Source organism: Vibrio nigripulchritudo, from assembly GCF_027924785.1.
In the GTDB taxonomy this organism is placed as follows: Bacteria; Pseudomonadota; Gammaproteobacteria; order Enterobacterales; family Vibrionaceae; genus Vibrio; species Vibrio nigripulchritudo.
Map to the genome: position 1 here is coordinate 3088830 of NZ_AP027049.1, position 17354 is coordinate 3106183.

Sequence of the window (17354 nt, forward strand, 5' to 3'; positions counted from 1 at the left end):
TTAGGACAAGTACTTTAACAGAAACAATGGAACAAGCTGAAATACTCTCGCTGGTTGAACGTCTCATACCTGTGTATCGCTCCGATGATTTTGACCTCGTTCTGTCTCAAATGACTGAGGGAGAACACCCGTCTGTCAAAATCCTAGTCAAAATGGAGATGAAACGGGTCATGGCGCCGTGCACCAAAACCATCGATCTGCGAGGGCGAGTACAGGGAGAATGCCGCGAATACAAGCTAGATGGTCTGACCCATTGGCTCGACGACGTTGCGATTAATGCCTACCACAAAAAAGTGAAGCGTTACGGCGCCTATACAGAAGGTGTCTGGGAAGCGCTGATCAATACGCGAAATAACTTCCGGGTGATGAGTAAAAATCGCCCTAATATGACCTACAGCATCACCGACCCAGACAGCCCTTACGAAGCGGAAGCGATACGTTTGGGTTACGACCTGCGACGTCAGGAAAACCGGCTACGTATGTCCAGTCAGGTCGATATTCATCTAAAATCCGGGCAGGAAATACATGGGGTCAGCGTTGACCTTTCCAGCTCTGGTGCCAAATTCAAAGTCCCCAGTGCGTTTGACTACAAGCTGGGAGAAGTGATTGAAGCGCGCTTTGTACAGCTCGCCAAAGAGACCAACAACCCAGAGCTGGAAGAAGCCATTGAATACCGTATTCTGGGAGTTGACGACTGTTTCGAAAACAACAGTGTAAAATGGCTGAGGTTGATGAAGCTGACGGAAACCGACGCGATCGCCCATGCCATAGAGTTGATGCTGAAAAACAGCAGCAAACGCGCCAAACACGACAATCAGGATCACATCCTTCGCGCCCGAACGCGAGGCTACGAACATAGCTACTTAAAGCACACCAGTAATCTTCCCCTGTTTTTCTCGGGTACCGAGCTTCGTTATTCCTTGCTCACTGATGCCAATCAGGCACTGTGGAAATACTGGCATGATGAACGAAATCAGCAGACCTTCGGAACACTGTTCAACCGTGAAAGAATGGCACCGCTGACGCAGCCGGGCATGAGAAGCAGCAGTAATTTTATTTACTCATTCACCCATGATCATCAGGGCAAGCACCTCTTCTACAGCATGATGCTGCCAGAAGCCTCGCGTGAACAACGTCAGCTTTTCTGGCATGTAGGAGCAAGGCGCGATAGCTGGCGCGTGTTCCGTTTGCACATGTTCGAGTTGTCCAAAGATGAGATTTCTCACTTGCTAGATGTGGCACCTGAGATGTCGGAAACCATCAAAACCCTGACTCACACGGGTATTTTGCAGGAAGTGAGTGACGCACAAACCAGCCACGATTATCTGTTGACTGAAAAGCCAAGCATTCCTAGCTCTGAGTTAAACCGCTTCCGCCACTCACGTCAGGTAATGGGCGCACCTAATGGCATCTATTTTGATTCCAGCTCTCGTCGCTCTGAACCCAGATTCATGTTCGACTCACCCGTAGAGTTAGCCATTGGTACTAAAGATCCCATCAAGGGTAACACCGTAGACTTTTCCAGCCGCGGCTTAAACGTAAAACTCAGTGCACCTTTGCAAGCCAAAGCGGGCGATGAAATTTGCGTAAACTTTATCGAGCTGCAACGTTACGACAGCGATGTCCCCTTGAGTGATGTGCCTTATACGGTGATAAAACTCAGCCCGGACTGTAAAAATGTGCATCTGTCGATCATTGAAAATGCCCAGACGACACGCTGCCTTAACTTTCTGAAACGCCTGATTAATCACAATCAAGGCAAACTGATTGAAGACAACGAGCCTATTCCGTCTTCTGAACTTTTGAGTACCATGCATCATCTGTTGCTGGGTCGAATGGTGTCTGTGCCTTTCTACATTGAAAAGAAAGATCGGATTCTTCAGCCACGCGCGATTGGAGTCAACTTCCCACTGGATGAACTCACCAAGATTTTTCAGTCCCTTGGGCATGGTGGCAAGCTCTCAATGGAGCCGATTTTTAAGAACAGAACCAACACCTTACTTGCCACACCAATGCGTCCAATCGAGGGAGCGGAACCGACCTTCTACGAGCTGTACATTGCTGTAGTTCAGAAAGGTAATCAGATAGAAGAGATTCATACCCGGTTGCTGTCCGACTTTGAGTCGATCAAAGAAAGAATACGATTTGTGAAAAAAGCCAAGTCGGTAGGCGCGTTTTACGTTATTCGAATCTCTGGAATGCCCGTGTTTGATTCGCTTACCAATCTGCTGAATGAGGAATTGAGCAGCTTGGCAAAAGCCACTATCCATCACGCAAGGGCATTGGAGAAAGAGTTTACCAGCTTGATTGGGTACGGAGAGTTTACGGACATTACGGAAGAAATACTGATCCGGTTAGAATTGACTTAAGGTTGGTCAATCTCGCAATGTATATTTATAAAAAAACGGGCTTAAAAGCCCGTTTTTTTTCAACTGAATAAGAGCTTACCAAGCGATCTTCTGTTGTTTGATGAGGCTGGCACTTAAGATACAAAGCACGCCTCCTAATCCACTGTAACGAACCGCGGTTTGTGCCTGCTGTTCTACTTTAGGTTTCGCGTGGTACGCCACCCCTAAACCAGCAGCATCCATCATCACCAAATCGTTAGCGCCATCGCCGACTGCAACGGTGTTTTCTGGCTCAATCTCATACTGTTCTGCCAACTGGCGCAGGATGTCCGCTTTGGTTTGAGCCGATACGATATCGCCCAAAACCTTACCTGTCAGTTTGCCATTTACAATCTCAAGCGTATTCGACTGGGCATGGTCCAGGTTGAGTGTCTCTTTCAGGTAGTCTGAGAAGTAAGTAAACCCGCCAGATGCAATTGCCGTTTTCCAACCCAATGCCTGAAGGCTAGCCACGAACTCCTGCAAGTCTGGCATCATTGGCAGTTCACTGCGCACTGATTCCAGAATACTCTCATCCGCATCTTTCAGCGCGCCAACACGCTGTCTTAGGCTTTGTTCAAAATCCAGCTCGCCTTGCATTGCACGCTCAGTCACCTCTGATACCTGCTCTCCTACACCAGCGAGTTTGGCAATTTCATCGATACATTCAATCTGAATGGCAGTGGAGTCCATATCCATCACGACTAATCCCGGCTTACTGAGGTCAGGTACATCGGTCAGGCTGGCGTAATCCAAAGAAAGCGCTTGCAGGATGGTCTCGTGTTCTTTGGTAAGTTCACCGGACATCAGTGCCACTTCGTACTGCCCCACTTTCCATGTGGCGACAACGGCATTGTAGTAACCAGTAAAAAAGTCGATATCTTCAAAATGACTTGGCGACAAATAATTGGAAAAAACAATCCAGTTTGCGCGTTGTAGGTCGATCTTTGAAGAAAAGCGCGTTTCAGGAAGACGTTTTAGCAGTGTGATGTGTTTCTTTATAGGCAGTGTTTTCATTGCGTCCGTGGCAGAGTTGTCCTGTAGTGACCGTAAACTTACCCTATTGCAATTTAGAAACGCAAGCTTATGATCAATTTAAATCTTAACCAGTGGCAGACCTTTCGATGAGCAGTTCACTATTTTCATTCCGGGCTTTTCTGCGCATTATCGCCATGATAATGCTGGCTTTGCTGTTTTTCTCTATGGTGCAAAACAGCGTAGTGATCAGTAAAGGCAACGAAGCCATTCAGGCTCGCCAGCTAGAAACGCTGACCAATGTTCTGGTCTCTCAGGCAGCGTTATCTGCCAGCGATATGCTGGTCAATCAAGATCAGGAAAATCTTCTCAAGCTGACTCAACAGCTTTCTAAAGATCGACTGGTATTTGATGCCACTATTTATGATGCTGAAGGCGTTAAGCTGGCCGCAAGCAGCAACGCCAAACCGGTGCGTGAGATGCTTGGGCTCGATACCCCGCTGGGTACGGCGGCAATTGGTCGTCAGCAACTGGTGGAGCCCATTTACAATGATGGTGCCATGATCGGATACATGCGAATTACGTTTGAAAAAGGACGAGTGACTGCGATTTCCGACCACCACTACCGCAACAGTGATCGCTTAATGTATTTGATGATTCTGATGAGCTTTGCCAGTGGCGTGCTGATCACCATTCTGTTCAGACGCCAGCGACGCAGCCGTAAGAAGGGAGAAAATCTGCTGCTGAAAAACGTTGCGTCCCAATAGAAATTTATATTCAACAAAAAGCCCCGCGATTGATTAGCGGGGCTTTCTTTTTAGGGTACGTTCTTACTTGTCGCCAAGCAGAACTGAATCGAGTGCAATTTCGATCATTTCGTTGAACGTGGTCGCGCGTTCTTCAGACGTAGTTTGCTCACCCGTCTTAATGTGGTCAGACACGGTACAGATAGTCAGCGCTTTTGCGCCGTACTCTGCACATACGCCGTAGATACCAGCCGCTTCCATTTCTACGCCTACAATGCCGTACTTATCCATTACGTCGAACATTTCTGGATCTGGTGTGTAGAACAGCTCTGCTGAGAACAGGTTACCCACTTTTACATCGATACCACGCGCTTTCGCTGCTTCTTCTGCGTTTTTCACCATTTGGTAATCAGCAATTGCCGCAAAGTCGTGACCTTTAAAGCGGATACGGTTTACTTTGGAATCGGTGCTGGCGCCCATTCCGATAACAACGTCGCGTACTTTGATGTCTTCACTTACCGCTCCACAGCTACCAACTCGGATAATTTTCTTCACACCGAAATCTTTGATTAGCTCAGTCGCGTAAATAGAGCATGATGGGATACCCATGCCGTGACCCATAACAGAGATCTTGCGACCTTTGTAGGTGCCAGTGAAGCCAAACATATTGCGAACATCGCAGACTTGCTCAACGTTTTCCAAAAAGTTCTCTGCGATGTATTTAGCACGTAGCGGATCGCCCGGCATCAAAACAACATCAGCAAATGCACCCATTTCAGCATTAATATGTGGAGTAGCCATTGAAATAGTCCTTGTAAATAAAATTGAGGGCAATCGCCCCTGTTTGCAGGCAAATTATGGTGGATAGCGTGATTACTTCAACCTATTTTGCCCGCTCACTAAAATTAACCGCTCCAAGCTTAAACCTCTGGAGCGAAAACCTGATGAATCCAGGGTTACAGGAAGCTTTTCCCGTAATCCATCGGTGACGTGCCAAAGTAGCTCGCAACCGACTGACCGATATCGGCAAACGTTTTTCGGAATCCTAGAGAGCCCGCTGGCACCTTGCTTCCGTAGACCAGAACAGGGATGTGTTCTCGGGTGTGCTCCGTACCTGACCAGGTAGGGTCGCAGCCGTGATCGGCCGTTATTATCAGCACATCGTCTTCTTGCAGAAGGTTAATCACTTCATTGATGCGGCTGTCGAAGTATTCCAGTGCCATCGCATAACCCGCGACGTCACGGCGATGACCGTACACAGAGTCAAAGTCGACAAAGTTGGTGAACACAATGGTGTTATCACCGGCTTGCTGAATCTGCTCCAACGTAGCTTCAAACAGTGCCGGAATACCTGTCGCTTTCACTTTTTTGCTGATACCACAGTTAGCATAGATGTCGGCAATCTTGCCTATCGACACCACTTCGCCCTGTCTTTCATCAACCAGCTTTTGCAATACCGTTGGTGACGGCGGCTCTACAGACAGATCTCGACGATTCCCCGTACGCTCAAACTGCCCTTTGCCTGCCCCAACAAACGGTCGTGCGATAACACGTCCGATGTTATAGTCTTCCATCTCTTCACGGGCGATTTGGCACAGTTCCAGCAAACGCTCTAAACCAAACGTTTCTTCATGACAGGCGATCTGAAACACAGAGTCAGCAGAGGTGTAGAAGATAGGCTTGCCCGTCTTCATATGTTCTTCGCCTAAGTCATCCAGAACCTGAGTTCCGGACGCATGGCAGTTTCCGAGAAAACCGTCGATTCCCGCTCGCTCAAGGATGCGATCCGTCAGTTCTTTAGGGAAGCTGTTTTCTTTGTCAGAAAAGTAGCCCCAGTCAAACATCACAGGAACGCCAGCGATTTCCCAGTGCCCTGAAGGCGTGTCTTTGCCCGACGACAATTCGGCTGCGTGAGCGTATGCCCCAACAACATCACTTTCCGACTCAAGACCCGGTGCAAATGCACCAGTGGACTCTTTGTGCGCCAGAGCTAAGCCCAACTTCGATAAGTTAGGCAGAGACAAAGGTCCGTTACGCTCAGAGGTATCAGCTAACCCTTTGGCACACTGCTCGGCGATGTGACCCAGAGTATCTGAACCTGCATCACCAAACTTGTCAGCATCCGCAGTCGCGCCAATACCGAATGAATCTAAAACTAAAATAAATGCTCTTTTCATTGCTTTCTCCACCAGCACCTTTACACGTCTTCTGCTCGAATCTGACGGTAAACGTCTGGTGTTTTCTGATACTCACCGCCAACAGCAATGGCGCTTTGCAGTGCTTCAGCGGCTTCACTCCACTGCTCTTCACTGCGGGCGTGAATCATCGCTAACGGAGTTTCGCTGTTGGCGACTTCACCGAGGCGGATAAACTGGTCAAAACCGACAGCGTAGTCGATAGAGTCCGTAGCCACGCGACGACCACCGCCCATAGCCACGACTGCCATGCCGATGGCTCGGGTATCCATTGAGGAAACAACGCCACTCTCTTTGGCATAAACTGGTTTGATGATCTCGGCTTTTTCGAGGTAGTTGTCGTAGTTTTCAACGAAGTCGACAGGACCGCCTAAGCCAGCCACCATCTTGCCAAAGCATTCTGCGGCTTTCCCGTTATCCAGTACAGCCATCAGCTTTTCGCGCGCATCTTCGGTATTGTCTGCAAGCTTGCCCAGTACCAGCATTTCACTGCACAGCGCTACGGTGATCTCTAGTAAACGTGGGTTGCGGTATTCTCCTGTCAGAAACTGCACCGCTTCGCGCACTTCCACCGCGTTACCCGCAGAAGAAGCCAGCACCTGATTCATATCGGTGAGGATGGCGGTGGTTTTAGTGCCAGCACCGTTGGCTACCGCAACGATCGATTTCGCCAGCTCTTCCGACGCTTCGTAAGTTGGCATAAAGGCACCAGAACCTACTTTTACGTCCATAACCAGTGAGTCCAGACCAGCTGCCAGTTTCTTAGACAGAATAGACGCGGTGATCAGGGAAATGTTATCGACGGTCGCCGTGATATCGCGGGTAGCGTAAACACGCTTATCAGCAGGAGCGAGGTCGCCTGTCTGACCGATAATTGCAACGCCCGCTTCTTTGGTCACATCACCAAACACTTCGTTGTTTGGCGTAATGTCGTAGCCCGGAATGGATTCCAGCTTATCCAGTGTGCCGCCAGTATGTCCCAGCCCACGACCGGAAATCATAGGGACAAATCCGCCGCATGCTGCCACCATAGGACCAAGCATCAAGGACGTTACATCTCCCACACCACCGGTGGAGTGTTTATCGACAATCGGACCACCAAAGTTCATGTGATCCCAATTGATGACCATGCCAGAATCTCGCATCGCACAAGTCAGTGCGATTCGCTCAGGCATGCTCATTTCATTGAAGAAAATGGCCATCGCGAATGCCGCGATTTGTCCTTCAGACACTTCGCCTTTGGCAACGCCCTGGATAAAGAATTGAATTTCTTCCGCAGACAGCACTTCGCCGTCACGTTTTTTACGGATAATTTCTTGAGGTAAATACATTAGAACCTCCCACGCACCTTCATAGGTGCAGAGCTGTGGTTGTAGAGTAAAGAGGTAAGGCAACAAGCTGTGTTCAGACAGCTTGTTGCATCAGACTTTTAGGATTAGTAGGCAGTAGGGTCTGCCGTCTCGTCTGTTACTTCTAATGTATTAAGTAGGTTAGTCAGCAGGCTTGATGCACCAAAGCGGTAGTGACGAGCATCTACCCAGTTGTCACCAAGGATCTCGTCTGCCATTGCCAGGTATGCCGCTGCGTCTTCTGCAGTTCGAACACCACCTGCTGGCTTAAAGCCTACTGTTTCTGCTACGCCCATGTCGCGGATCACTTCCAGCATCATGCGAGCGTATTCAGGAGTGGCATTCACAGGCACTTTACCTGTAGATGTTTTGATGAAGTCTGCGCCCGCTTCGATACAAATCTGAGACGCTTTCTTAATGAGTGCTTCTTCTTTTAGTTCACCCGTTTCGATGATGACTTTAAGAAGGATATCGCCACATGCTTCTTTACACTGTTTCACCAGTTCGAAGCCCACTTTCTCATCACCTGCGATCAGTGCGCGGTATGGGAAAACGACGTCAACTTCGTCTGCACCGTAAGCGACTGCAGCCTTGGTTTCCGCTACTGCAATCTCGATGTCGTCGTTGCCGTGTGGGAAGTTAGTTACGGTCGCAATGCGAACGTCTGGCGTACCTTGCTCACGAAGTGTCTTCTTAGCAATAGGAATAAAGCGAGGGTAAATACAGATGGCAGCAGTATTGCCAACCGCTGATTTTGCGTCGTGACACAGCGAGATGACTTTTGCATCTGTGTCATCGTCATTCAGCGTTGTGAGGTCCATAAGTTTAAGTGCACGTAGAGCAGCTGCTTTTAAATCGCTCATTTCTATCTCCGATCAGTTTATTCAATGATTAGATGGCTTGCCCCTTGGCAATCCATCACAACATGAACGGACTTGGTTCCCTGAAGACTTGAACTCGTTACAAGTTCAATTGCTATCCTTGTCACCGCACAGTACCTATTTGGTCTATGGCACGACTCTAGTTTTTTCCTTTCATCGTGGCTAACGTTTTTACAAATCTGGTCTCTTTGCTTCCTGCAAAGGTCTGACCATTTAGTAATTTATACAATACGCATTATTTGTTCAAAACAATAGCATTCCGGTTGACGCAAACGGTTTGTATCTCAAAAAACTCAGTCCATTAGTTACAAAAATTTTTCTCTTTAAAACAAAAAAACCCCGCAGCAATCTCTTGCTACGGGGTTGGTTTTCGTGGCGTCTATATAATCTTTCTCTTACTAACTTAGAAAGACAGGAACAGACCAGCGATCGTCGCTGCCATCAGGTTAGATAGCGTACCAGCGATTACCGCTTTCACACCCATGCGTGCGATGTCGTGACGACGATTTGGCGCAAGGCTACCCAGACCACCTAGTAGGATCGCGATAGAAGAAAGGTTCGCGAAACCACACAGAGCAAACGAGATGATTGCTGTTGTCTTCTCAGACATTGGCAGACCTGTTTCTGCTACCACTTTCGCACCTTCACCGATGTAAGGAGTGAAGTTCAGGTAAGCAACGAATTCGTTCACAACGATCTTCTGACCGATGAAAGAACCCGCCAGTGTTGCTTCTTCCCATGGCACACCGATAACGAATGCAAGAGGAGCGAATACCCAGCCTAGAACAAGTTCCAGAGTCAGCTCAGGCATACCGAACCAACCACCAACGCCCCCAAGAACGCCGTTGACTAGAGCAATAAGACCGATGAATGCCAATAGCATTGCACCTACGTTAAGTGCTAGCTGAAGACCTACAGATGCACCGCCTGCCGCTGCATCGATAACGTTCGCTGGCTTATTGTCGCCACCGTCGATGTCTGCGTCGATGTCGTCTTTAGGCGCTTCAGTTTCAGGCATGATGATCTTAGCGAATAGTAGACCACCTGGTGCTGCCATGAATGATGCTGCAACTAGGTATTCTAGAGGTACACCCATAGATGCGTAACCAGCTAGTACACCACCTGCAACCGATGCCAGACCACCACACATTACTGCGAATAGTTCAGATTGAGTCATCTTAGGCACGAACGGACGAACAACTAGAGGCGCTTCCGTCTGACCTACGAAAATGTTAGCTGCTGCTGACATGGACTCCGCACGAGAAGTACCCAGTGCCTTCTGAAGTGCACCACCAAGAATCTTGATAACCCACTGCATAACACCGATGTAGTAAAGAACAGAGATCAACGCAGAGAAGAAGATCAGTGTTGGCAGTACTTGGAATGCGAAGATGAATCCGATGCCGTCAACAGAGAAGTTAACCAGGCTACCGAACAGGAAACCTGTTCCGTCTTTACCGTAGTCGATAACGTTCTGAACACCTGCAGAGAATGCAGCCAGAAGGTCACGACCCCAAGGGATGTATAGAACAAAAGCACCAAGTGCAAATTGGATAGCAAAAGCGCCACCTACAGTTCTAAAATTAATTGCTTTGCGGTTGCCGGATAATAGTACTGCAATTCCTAGTAGTACTACGATACCGACGAGGCTCATAAACAGGCTCATAGTTTATGACTTCCTTATTAGTTATTTATTGGCGTGTTACAAATTGGCTCGTATTTGAAGCGTGGGCATTATAATCATCCCTCAATCAATAAAGTAATGGCATGGTCACAATTTGTAGTCTTATTCACTCTTGTATCATTAAATTATGTGATGATAGTCACGTTACGCAAACGTATACTTGCGGAACTTTCACAGAAGATAGCGATTAATCACAAATTCCGAACACTAAATTGCTTTTAGACCATAGCTGTGGCGCAATCGTTTGCTTTGGTCTTTTTTTGAGCTCAGAAAGACATTCCAGTATCTCAGGCAGAAATTTGGGGTGATTGGGTAAACCTTGATATCCATTCAATGGCATATCTGGTGCATCGGTTTCGAGCACCATGGCATCTATCGGTATTTGGGCGATGGTATTGCGCGTTTTTTGAGCTCTTGGGTAAGTAATCGTCCCGCCTACTCCAATCGCAAAGCCTAAATTGAGCCAGTCTTTGGCTTGCTGATAACTTCCACTGAATCCATGAATCACGCCCCCTTGATCGAAACGCATTTTCTTTAGTGTAGAGGTCATCAGCTGATGAGATTTTCGCTGATGAAGCACCAAAGGCAACTTGTGCTTATTCGCCAATTCTATCTGCCCTCTGAACAATGCTTCCTGTTTTGACTGAGTGTCATTTCCTGAGTAGAAATCCAGCCCACACTCTCCAACGGCAACGCATTTGCCTCCACGACGACTGAGCCTGTCATCGAGTAAATCGAGATGCGTATCAAGATGCTGGTCAATAAAATAAGGGTGAAGTCCGAGTGAGAAATAGATTTCATCATGGCTTGAGGCAAGTTCGCTGACTTTATCCCAGTTCGATAATCCGACTGACGGGATCAGGATGCGCCCCACACCCGATTGCTTAGCGGTTGCTAACGCTTCATCGGTATTGGAAAAGGCATCAAAATCAAAATGACAGTGAGTATCAAAAAGTCGGGACATAAGCTGGCTGCACCAATAAGGAGTTCAGAGCTTAGTTTATACCCGTGTAGTCACGAAGTGTTAGGTCCGATTAACAAGGCTGGATGTGATTTTGGCATTGACCTTAGAAAGTGCTTTCACTGAGTCGTGTAGATGCAGGTAGACGTTTTGATAGTAATCGTTGTAAACATCCACATTCTTGGCGTTGGGCTTAAAGCCGTGTTTGATGGAAACCATGCGTCGCGCTGCAGCTTTGCAATTAGAATATTCACCGCATCCAACCGCTGCACTAATGGCAGCCCCCAGCGCGGTGGTTTCTGACGTTTCCGGGATCAACAGGGTTTTGTTAAATACATCGGCAAAAATCTGGTTCCAGACATCGCTTCTCGCAGAGCCACCGTACATTTTGATCTGCTCAATGTCGGTATTAGCCCCCGCTTCCATCAATTCCCCCTGCCTTCGCGACTCATAAGCCAGCCCTTCCATGATCCCCCGCACCACTTGCGGCTGACCATGTTCGGTATGAAGCCCAAACGCCATTCCCCGTGCATTCAAATCCCAATACGGTCCGTTTGCCCCCTGGAAATACGGCAGTATCATCATGCCCATATTGCCAACCGGGCTCTGTTCAGCACTTCGGTACACGTCACTCCAGTCTGGGCAGGCTTCGTCTTTCCCGACATTGAGGCAAAAGTGATCGCGATACCATTTCATTAATGCTGAGCCACCACTGGGAATGTAATTTTCCATCACATAGTTGCCAGACGGGCTGATTTCGATGACGTAATCCTGCTTTGCCCGTGAAGGTACATTGTTCACCAACATTTCATTGGTACAGGAAGTGCCGCCATTGATACCTATTTCTCCAGGTTCGGTGACGCCTGCTCCAAGAATGCCGCAAGGCTGATCCCCTGCTGTTACGACCACAGGTATCCCTTGTGGAAGACCTGTTATCTGGCTGGCTTGTGCGGTGACAGAACCGGCAGTGCTGCATCCGGGTAAAATCGTATCAATCCAGATGTCCTTTCTTACTCCCAGCGAATCAATAATATCGCTCGCCCATTGCGCGCCGTGCTCAATATCCAAGGCTCCGGTCATTGTCGCTGCGCCGCTCAAAGTCACCAACTGGCTTGTCAGCTTATAGATCAGATAATCCTGTACCAGCATCAGTTTATAGGTTCGCGAATACACATCTGGTTCATGCCGCTTAAGCCACAGCGCCTTATAAAGCGTCCACTGACCGGGCGCATACCCGGTTTTTTCAAATATCTGTTGAACACCTACCTCTTGCCCCGCAAATTCGGCTTCCTCACTGCATCGGATGTCATTCCACAAGATGGCATTTCTGAGCGGTCGAATATCAGAATCGACCGGAACAAAAGTAAACCTCTGGTGGGTGATACCGATACCCGCTATCTTGCTGCCATCCACATCTGGGTGGCTCATCACTTCCAGACAACCAGCAATGAACGCATTCCACCAGTCGTCGGCTTTCTGCTCTACCCATCCTGGTCTTTGCATGATGAGAGGGTAGCCATGAGCACTTTCAGCAATGATTTTCCCCGACATAGAAAACACAATCACCTTGGTTGCACTGGTACTGCTATCAACACCTATCAGCAACTTTTCACTCTTGTCCATGCTACCCCCCTCAAACTCTTAGAAAACGAACAGGTTTTTAACCGCTTGCAGGTTTTCTAGCTGCTGAAAAGCACTCTCAAAGTCCTGCAATGAATAGGTCCCAGACATTAAAGGGGCAACGTTGACTCGCTTCGAATCGAGCAAATCAATCGCGGTTTCCCAACTGGTCCAACTGGTGCTGTAGCTGCAAGATAAGGTCACCGAATTGTGCATCGCCAGATTCCACGGCACGGGTACTGAGTCCTTTCCGGTTAACCCTATGGCACAGATTCGACCATCCCGACGCACCAAATCGAACGCTTGATGAATCGCCGCTGGTGCGCCGCTGGCTTCCACGACCAGATCGGCACCTAGCCCGTGTGTCCATTCCGCAACCTTCTGTTTGATGTCCACCCGCTGAACGCTTATTGCATCGTCCATGCCCATCTCTTTGGCGATTCTTAACCGAACATCAAGGTCGTTATCAGTTCCAGTCACCAGAACCTTTCGGGCTCCACTGGCTTTGGCTGTCGCGGCGGCAAGTAGCCCTATTGCGCCACAACCTAACACCACCACAACGTCGTTAGGCTCGACTTTGCTGCGCTCTAACACCGCTTTCACTCCTACGGCAAGCGGCTCTGCTAATGCGGCTTCTTCAAAAGGCAGTGAATCGGGTATTCGGTGCAATGAGGTAGCAGGCATGCAGATAAACTCTGAAAAGCAGCCATCAATCTTATAGCCAATGGCTTTTTTATCCGGACAGATTTCGACCTGTCCGTTTTTGCAATAGCGGCAATGTCCACACCCACCTTTATGAGGCTGAGACACAATGCGGTCTCCTTTCTGAAAGCCGGTGACCGCCTCTCCAACGGATACAATTTCTCCTGAGAATTCATGCCCCAGTGTGACTGGAGGGAAGTTGATGAAGGTGTCTTTTTTAATGTGCAGATCGGTTCCGCAGATGCCTGCGGCTCTGACTTTGACCAACACTTCATCTGGCATTGGAGTAGGTTTCTGGACGTCAGACAACCTCAGGTTCCCGACTCCCGATTGGGTTTTCACTAGCGCTTTCATTCAGACCTCACATCGATAAAAGGAAAATTACGAATCTGGTCGCTCCGCCATTTCGTGCATCAAAGGCATCATGGCGTCGTAGGTTCTTTCGTATAAGTCGAAATAGAACTGATAGTTCTGATGGGATTTTGGGTTAGGTTTGATGACCTTGGTAATGGTGACCATGTTGTCGGATGCCGAGACCAAATCGTCATAAAACCCAGCGGCTTTCGCGGCGCAAATGGCACTGCCCAACACCGTCGCTTCGGTAAATTCCGGAATATGGATTTCCACATTGCTGACATCCGCATGAAGCTGCAGGCTGAACTCACTTTTTGAAAAGCCGCCACCAAAATACATGGCGTTGATGTGCACGCCATTTTTTCTAAGTCGGGTGAGCATGCTTTCGGTCGCGTAGGCAATGGATTCGCAGATCGCCCGATATACATGGGCTTTGCCGTGCTTCAGAGTCAGTCCCCAGACCGCACCCTGCACCTTATAGTCGGTATGTGGCGTGCGGTTTCCCTGCCAGTAATCCAGAACAATCAAACCTTCAGAACCAATCGGAATGCTTTTGGCTTCCTGCGTGAGCTTTTCCAGTTTGTCGGTGTCTTTTTCTGGTAATCCGGGATTGTCGAACATGGCTTCGTGAATAAAGTTGTCGTTGTACCATTTGATGATGGAACCACTCGACACCTGACCACCTTCGTAAACCGTCAACCCGGGAATGACGCAATCCGGATGAGGACCAAACACGCCTTTGATGGGGGTTTCGCTGTCAGACATAGGAAGAAACACATGAGAAGAACCGGTAATCAGCGCCGCCTGATTTTTTCGGATCGCATTGAGCCCTAGCATACCGACATAAGCATCGCAGCCGCCCATGGCGATAATGGTGTCTGGCGACAGCCCGGTTAGTGCCGCAACCTCAGCCGAAATATTGCCGACGGATTCTCCCATCGGCAGCACTCTTTCAGGAAATTTCTCAACAATATTCTCCAGCCCGATATGCTGATAGAAATCGTGCGGCCAGCCACCCGTGCGAGGATTATAAAACCAGCGATGGGTGATGTGGTTGATACTCAGCGCAGGCACACCACTGAGCTTCATGGTCAGAAAATCCACTTCTTCCATAAAGTAGCGAGACTGAGCGAAACGTTCTGGATCGTGTTCTTTCAGCCACAACAGCTTGGGCAGCATCATCTCTGAGCTGACTCCGGCACTTGAGCGCTCCAGAGCAGGGTGACCAGTGCGAAAAATGTTTTCTGCCTGATCGCTGGCGCGAGCATCCATCCATAAGATCGCAGGGCCAATAGACTCACCGTGCTCATCAACACAAACCACTGTACTTGCGGTTCCATCCACTGCAACAGCGCGTATCTGCGCAGGGCTGATATCCGTTTCATCAAACAATGCCTGAACGGAACTGACTAACGCATTCCACCAGTCTTCCGGGCTTTGCTCCGCCCATCCGGGACGAGGGAAATGGGTGGAGTAATCCTGATTTTTTAAGTACCGACAGTCCCCATCGGCGTTGAATACGCCAATTCGCAAGCCACCTGTACCCGCATCAATGCCCATGACCAAAGGTTCTGTGATTTTGTCTGCGCTCATATCCATTTATTCCTTTAAAAAGATAACGTCTAACAAACGAAAGCGTAGGCTCTCCCGACCTAAAGCGTTTAGCGTCCACCCGAAGTAGAGATAAACTGCCCAGTGATGTAGGAAGATTCATCGCTCATCAGATACGCCGCCAGAGACGCCACATCTTCTGGCGTCCCCAACCGACCGATGGGTACGCTCTTTTCATATTTAGCGCGCACGGTTGAATAGTCTTCCCCGGTGGTTTCTACCCGAGACTCCAGTATTTCTTCAGTCATTCGAGATTCGATTCGGCTAGGGCAAATGGCATTCACATTGATGTTATGAGGTGCGAGCTCCAACGCCAGTGCCTGAGTTAAACCATTCAGACCGAACTTGGACGCGCTGTAAGCCACACGTCTTGGTCTGCCGAAAATCCCTGATTGAGATGAGATGTTGACGATTTTGCCGTAAGCATTCTCCAGCATGGTTGGAATCACGGCACGTGTGACCAGAAACACCCCAGTCAGGTTTACGGAAAACACCTTCTCCCATTCGGCAAGCGAGATATCAACGAAGCTGCTTTCCTGCACTATCCCAGCACAGTTGATTAATGTATCCACCTTGTGCTCTGAGACCCATCGACCGATGGATTCAGCTACCTGTTCTTCATTACAGATATCGAATGCCTGTAGGTGACAACGACCGCTTTCAGTTCCAATGAGCGTCTGAGTTTCTTCCAACCCCTGGCGGTTGATGTCGCATATCAGAACGGTTGCGCCATCCTTTGCCAGCTTAAGTGCACACGCTCGCCCGATACCATTTCCTGCTCCGGTTATGATGACCGTCCGACCGTCGAATCGACTCGTGTTTTGCATGTTTCACCGTCCCTATGATCTGTAGACCTTCCTGTTATTTTGACGAAAGCACCGACTTATCGGCTTCGTAGGGCTGTTTCTCCTTTGCCTTTAGTGCGTGAATGCGTCCTCCGCGGATCAGCACAAACACCCCAAACAGCAACAGTCCCCCTTTCACCATATCCCTTTCGTAGTTTGCCCATCCTGACAAACCGGCTCCGTTGGTCAGCACCGTCAGAATCAATACCCCGATCAGCGTACCCAATACATTGGCTTTCCCTTGTCGAAAAGCCAGACTGCCCAAGAATATGGCGGTCAACCCGTCAATGAAGTAGGAATTACCGATACCGGGCTGACCAGACGACAGGCTCGCGGCGATAAAACACCCCGATAATGCCGCCATCACACCGGCAAACAGGAAGAGATACACATTCAGTTTTTTGACCGGGATACCCGCTTCATGCACCGCTTTATAATTGGACTCTTGAGCATAAATATAGTGTCCCAGCAGCAGTTTTTCCTGACACACCCATAGGACAAAGGCGATAAACAGAGCGAGAACCATGGTTGCCGGAAAAATGCCAAACGAAGCATTCACCAAGTCCCCCATAAATCCGGTGTCGTCAATTCGAAAAGATGCGCCTGCGCCAATGGCTTTCGCGATAGAGAGAGTCAGCCCACCCGTCGCTATCGTGGTCACCAGTGACGACAAGCGCAAATACCCGACTAACACACCGTTTAAGATGCCAAACACCACACCAACCATCAGACCCGCGACAATACTGATGCCCCATCCCATTCCCTGCTGAACTGACCAAGCTGTCACTACGTTTGAGAGCGCAGCTATGTTGGTAAAACTGACGTCCACTTCTCCAATCGAAAATATCCAGGTAACCCCAGCGAACATAATGAAAGAGATGCTCGCCGCCGCAAATATGGTGGTAATGTTCTGTGGCAGAAGGATATTAGGTCTGACAAAAGCGAACCCAAACAGAAGCAAAAACAGCCCTATCAGTACCCCATATTTCATCAGCCAGGTGGTCATTCTTTTACTGTTACTCATCGTAAAAACCTCATCTCTGT

At 48.8% G+C, this 17354-nt stretch carries 14 protein-coding genes; 2 read left to right on the plus strand and 12 right to left on the minus strand.

Features of this window, described 5'->3' with window-relative positions; genetic code table 11:
- The first annotated feature begins 26 nt into the window (after positions 1-26).
- The gene (locus tag QMG91_RS14135) at positions 27-2369 is read left to right on the plus strand and encodes a PilZ domain-containing protein (RefSeq protein WP_022549804.1); all 2343 of its coding nucleotides are present in this window, start codon (positions 27-29) and stop codon (positions 2367-2369) included.
- 75 nt (positions 2370-2444) lie between these two features.
- Here QMG91_RS14135 and serB read toward each other — a convergent pair whose 3' ends face one another.
- Entirely contained in the window at positions 2445-3404 is a 960-nt protein-coding gene (serB, locus tag QMG91_RS14140) for a phosphoserine phosphatase (protein ID WP_004407060.1), read from the minus strand.
- Positions 3405-3511: 107 nt separating this feature from the next.
- Between serB and QMG91_RS14145 the strand changes: the two genes are divergently transcribed.
- The gene (locus QMG91_RS14145; protein WP_281827222.1) at positions 3512-4129 is read left to right on the plus strand and encodes a YtjB family periplasmic protein; all 618 of its coding nucleotides are present in this window, start codon (positions 3512-3514) and stop codon (positions 4127-4129) included.
- Between the two features lie 63 nt (positions 4130-4192).
- Here the strand turns inward: QMG91_RS14145 and deoD are convergent, their stop codons facing one another.
- From deoD to QMG91_RS14200, 11 genes are all read right to left on the minus strand, one after another.
- The gene (gene deoD / locus QMG91_RS14150) at positions 4193-4909 is read right to left on the minus strand and encodes a purine-nucleoside phosphorylase (RefSeq protein ID WP_004407064.1); all 717 of its coding nucleotides are present in this window, start codon (positions 4907-4909) and stop codon (positions 4193-4195) included.
- A gap of 155 nt (positions 4910-5064) precedes the next feature.
- Positions 5065-6285 (minus strand): phosphopentomutase, encoded by a 1221-nt coding sequence (locus QMG91_RS14155; protein WP_281827225.1) that lies wholly within the window; start codon positions 6283-6285, stop codon positions 5065-5067.
- A 20-nt stretch (positions 6286-6305) separates the two neighbouring features.
- Positions 6306-7634, minus strand: a complete 1329-nt coding sequence (gene deoA / locus QMG91_RS14160) for a thymidine phosphorylase (RefSeq protein ID WP_281827226.1) — start codon at positions 7632-7634, stop codon at positions 6306-6308.
- A gap of 104 nt (positions 7635-7738) precedes the next feature.
- On the minus strand, positions 7739-8515 hold the full coding sequence (gene deoC / locus QMG91_RS14165; protein WP_004407071.1) for a deoxyribose-phosphate aldolase: 777 nt from the start codon (positions 8513-8515) through the stop codon (positions 7739-7741).
- A gap of 421 nt (positions 8516-8936) precedes the next feature.
- Positions 8937-10199: a NupC/NupG family nucleoside CNT transporter gene (locus QMG91_RS14170; protein WP_004407072.1), complete on the minus strand. Its 1263-nt coding sequence runs from the start codon at positions 10197-10199 to the stop codon at positions 8937-8939.
- A gap of 205 nt (positions 10200-10404) precedes the next feature.
- On the minus strand, positions 10405-11181 hold the full coding sequence (locus tag QMG91_RS14175) for a TatD family hydrolase (protein ID WP_281827231.1): 777 nt from the start codon (positions 11179-11181) through the stop codon (positions 10405-10407).
- Positions 11182-11241: 60 nt separating this feature from the next.
- Positions 11242-12801 (minus strand): FGGY-family carbohydrate kinase, encoded by a 1560-nt coding sequence (locus tag QMG91_RS14180; RefSeq protein WP_281827233.1) that lies wholly within the window; start codon positions 12799-12801, stop codon positions 11242-11244.
- A gap of 18 nt (positions 12802-12819) precedes the next feature.
- On the minus strand, positions 12820-13854 hold the full coding sequence (locus tag QMG91_RS14185) for a zinc-dependent alcohol dehydrogenase (protein WP_281827234.1): 1035 nt from the start codon (positions 13852-13854) through the stop codon (positions 12820-12822).
- A 27-nt stretch (positions 13855-13881) separates the two neighbouring features.
- Entirely contained in the window at positions 13882-15447 is a 1566-nt protein-coding gene (locus QMG91_RS14190) for an FGGY-family carbohydrate kinase (protein ID WP_281827237.1), read from the minus strand.
- Positions 15448-15515: 68 nt separating this feature from the next.
- Positions 15516-16292, minus strand: coding sequence for an SDR family NAD(P)-dependent oxidoreductase (locus QMG91_RS14195; protein WP_223096071.1), 777 nt, complete (start codon positions 16290-16292; stop codon positions 15516-15518).
- 34 nt (positions 16293-16326) lie between these two features.
- The gene (locus tag QMG91_RS14200; protein WP_281827240.1) at positions 16327-17334 is read right to left on the minus strand and encodes an ABC transporter permease; all 1008 of its coding nucleotides are present in this window, start codon (positions 17332-17334) and stop codon (positions 16327-16329) included.
- Positions 17335-17354: the final 20 nt, after the last annotated feature.

Coding starts and splice junctions, on each gene's coding strand:
- QMG91_RS14135 (WP_022549804.1), top strand. CDS start 27: ATGGAACAAGCTGAAATACTCTCGCTGGTTGAACGTCTCATACCTGTG.
- serB (WP_004407060.1), bottom strand. CDS start 3,404: ATGAAAACACTGCCTATAAAGAAACACATCACACTGCTAAAACGTCTT.
- QMG91_RS14145 (WP_281827222.1), top strand. CDS start 3,512: ATGAGCAGTTCACTATTTTCATTCCGGGCTTTTCTGCGCATTATCGCC.
- deoD (WP_004407064.1), bottom strand. CDS start 4,909: ATGGCTACTCCACATATTAATGCTGAAATGGGTGCATTTGCTGATGTT.
- QMG91_RS14155 (WP_281827225.1), bottom strand. CDS start 6,285: ATGAAAAGAGCATTTATTTTAGTTTTAGATTCATTCGGTATTGGCGCG.
- deoA (WP_281827226.1), bottom strand. CDS start 7,634: ATGTATTTACCTCAAGAAATTATCCGTAAAAAACGTGACGGCGAAGTG.
- deoC (WP_004407071.1), bottom strand. CDS start 8,515: ATGAGCGATTTAAAAGCAGCTGCTCTACGTGCACTTAAACTTATGGAC.
- QMG91_RS14170 (WP_004407072.1), bottom strand. CDS start 10,199: ATGAGCCTGTTTATGAGCCTCGTCGGTATCGTAGTACTACTAGGAATT.
- QMG91_RS14175 (WP_281827231.1), bottom strand. CDS start 11,181: ATGTCCCGACTTTTTGATACTCACTGTCATTTTGATTTTGATGCCTTT.
- QMG91_RS14180 (WP_281827233.1), bottom strand. CDS start 12,801: ATGGACAAGAGTGAAAAGTTGCTGATAGGTGTTGATAGCAGTACCAGT.
- QMG91_RS14185 (WP_281827234.1), bottom strand. CDS start 13,854: ATGAAAGCGCTAGTGAAAACCCAATCGGGAGTCGGGAACCTGAGGTTG.
- QMG91_RS14190 (WP_281827237.1), bottom strand. CDS start 15,447: ATGAGCGCAGACAAAATCACAGAACCTTTGGTCATGGGCATTGATGCG.
- QMG91_RS14195 (WP_223096071.1), bottom strand. CDS start 16,292: ATGCAAAACACGAGTCGATTCGACGGTCGGACGGTCATCATAACCGGA.
- QMG91_RS14200 (WP_281827240.1), bottom strand. CDS start 17,334: ATGAGTAACAGTAAAAGAATGACCACCTGGCTGATGAAATATGGGGTA.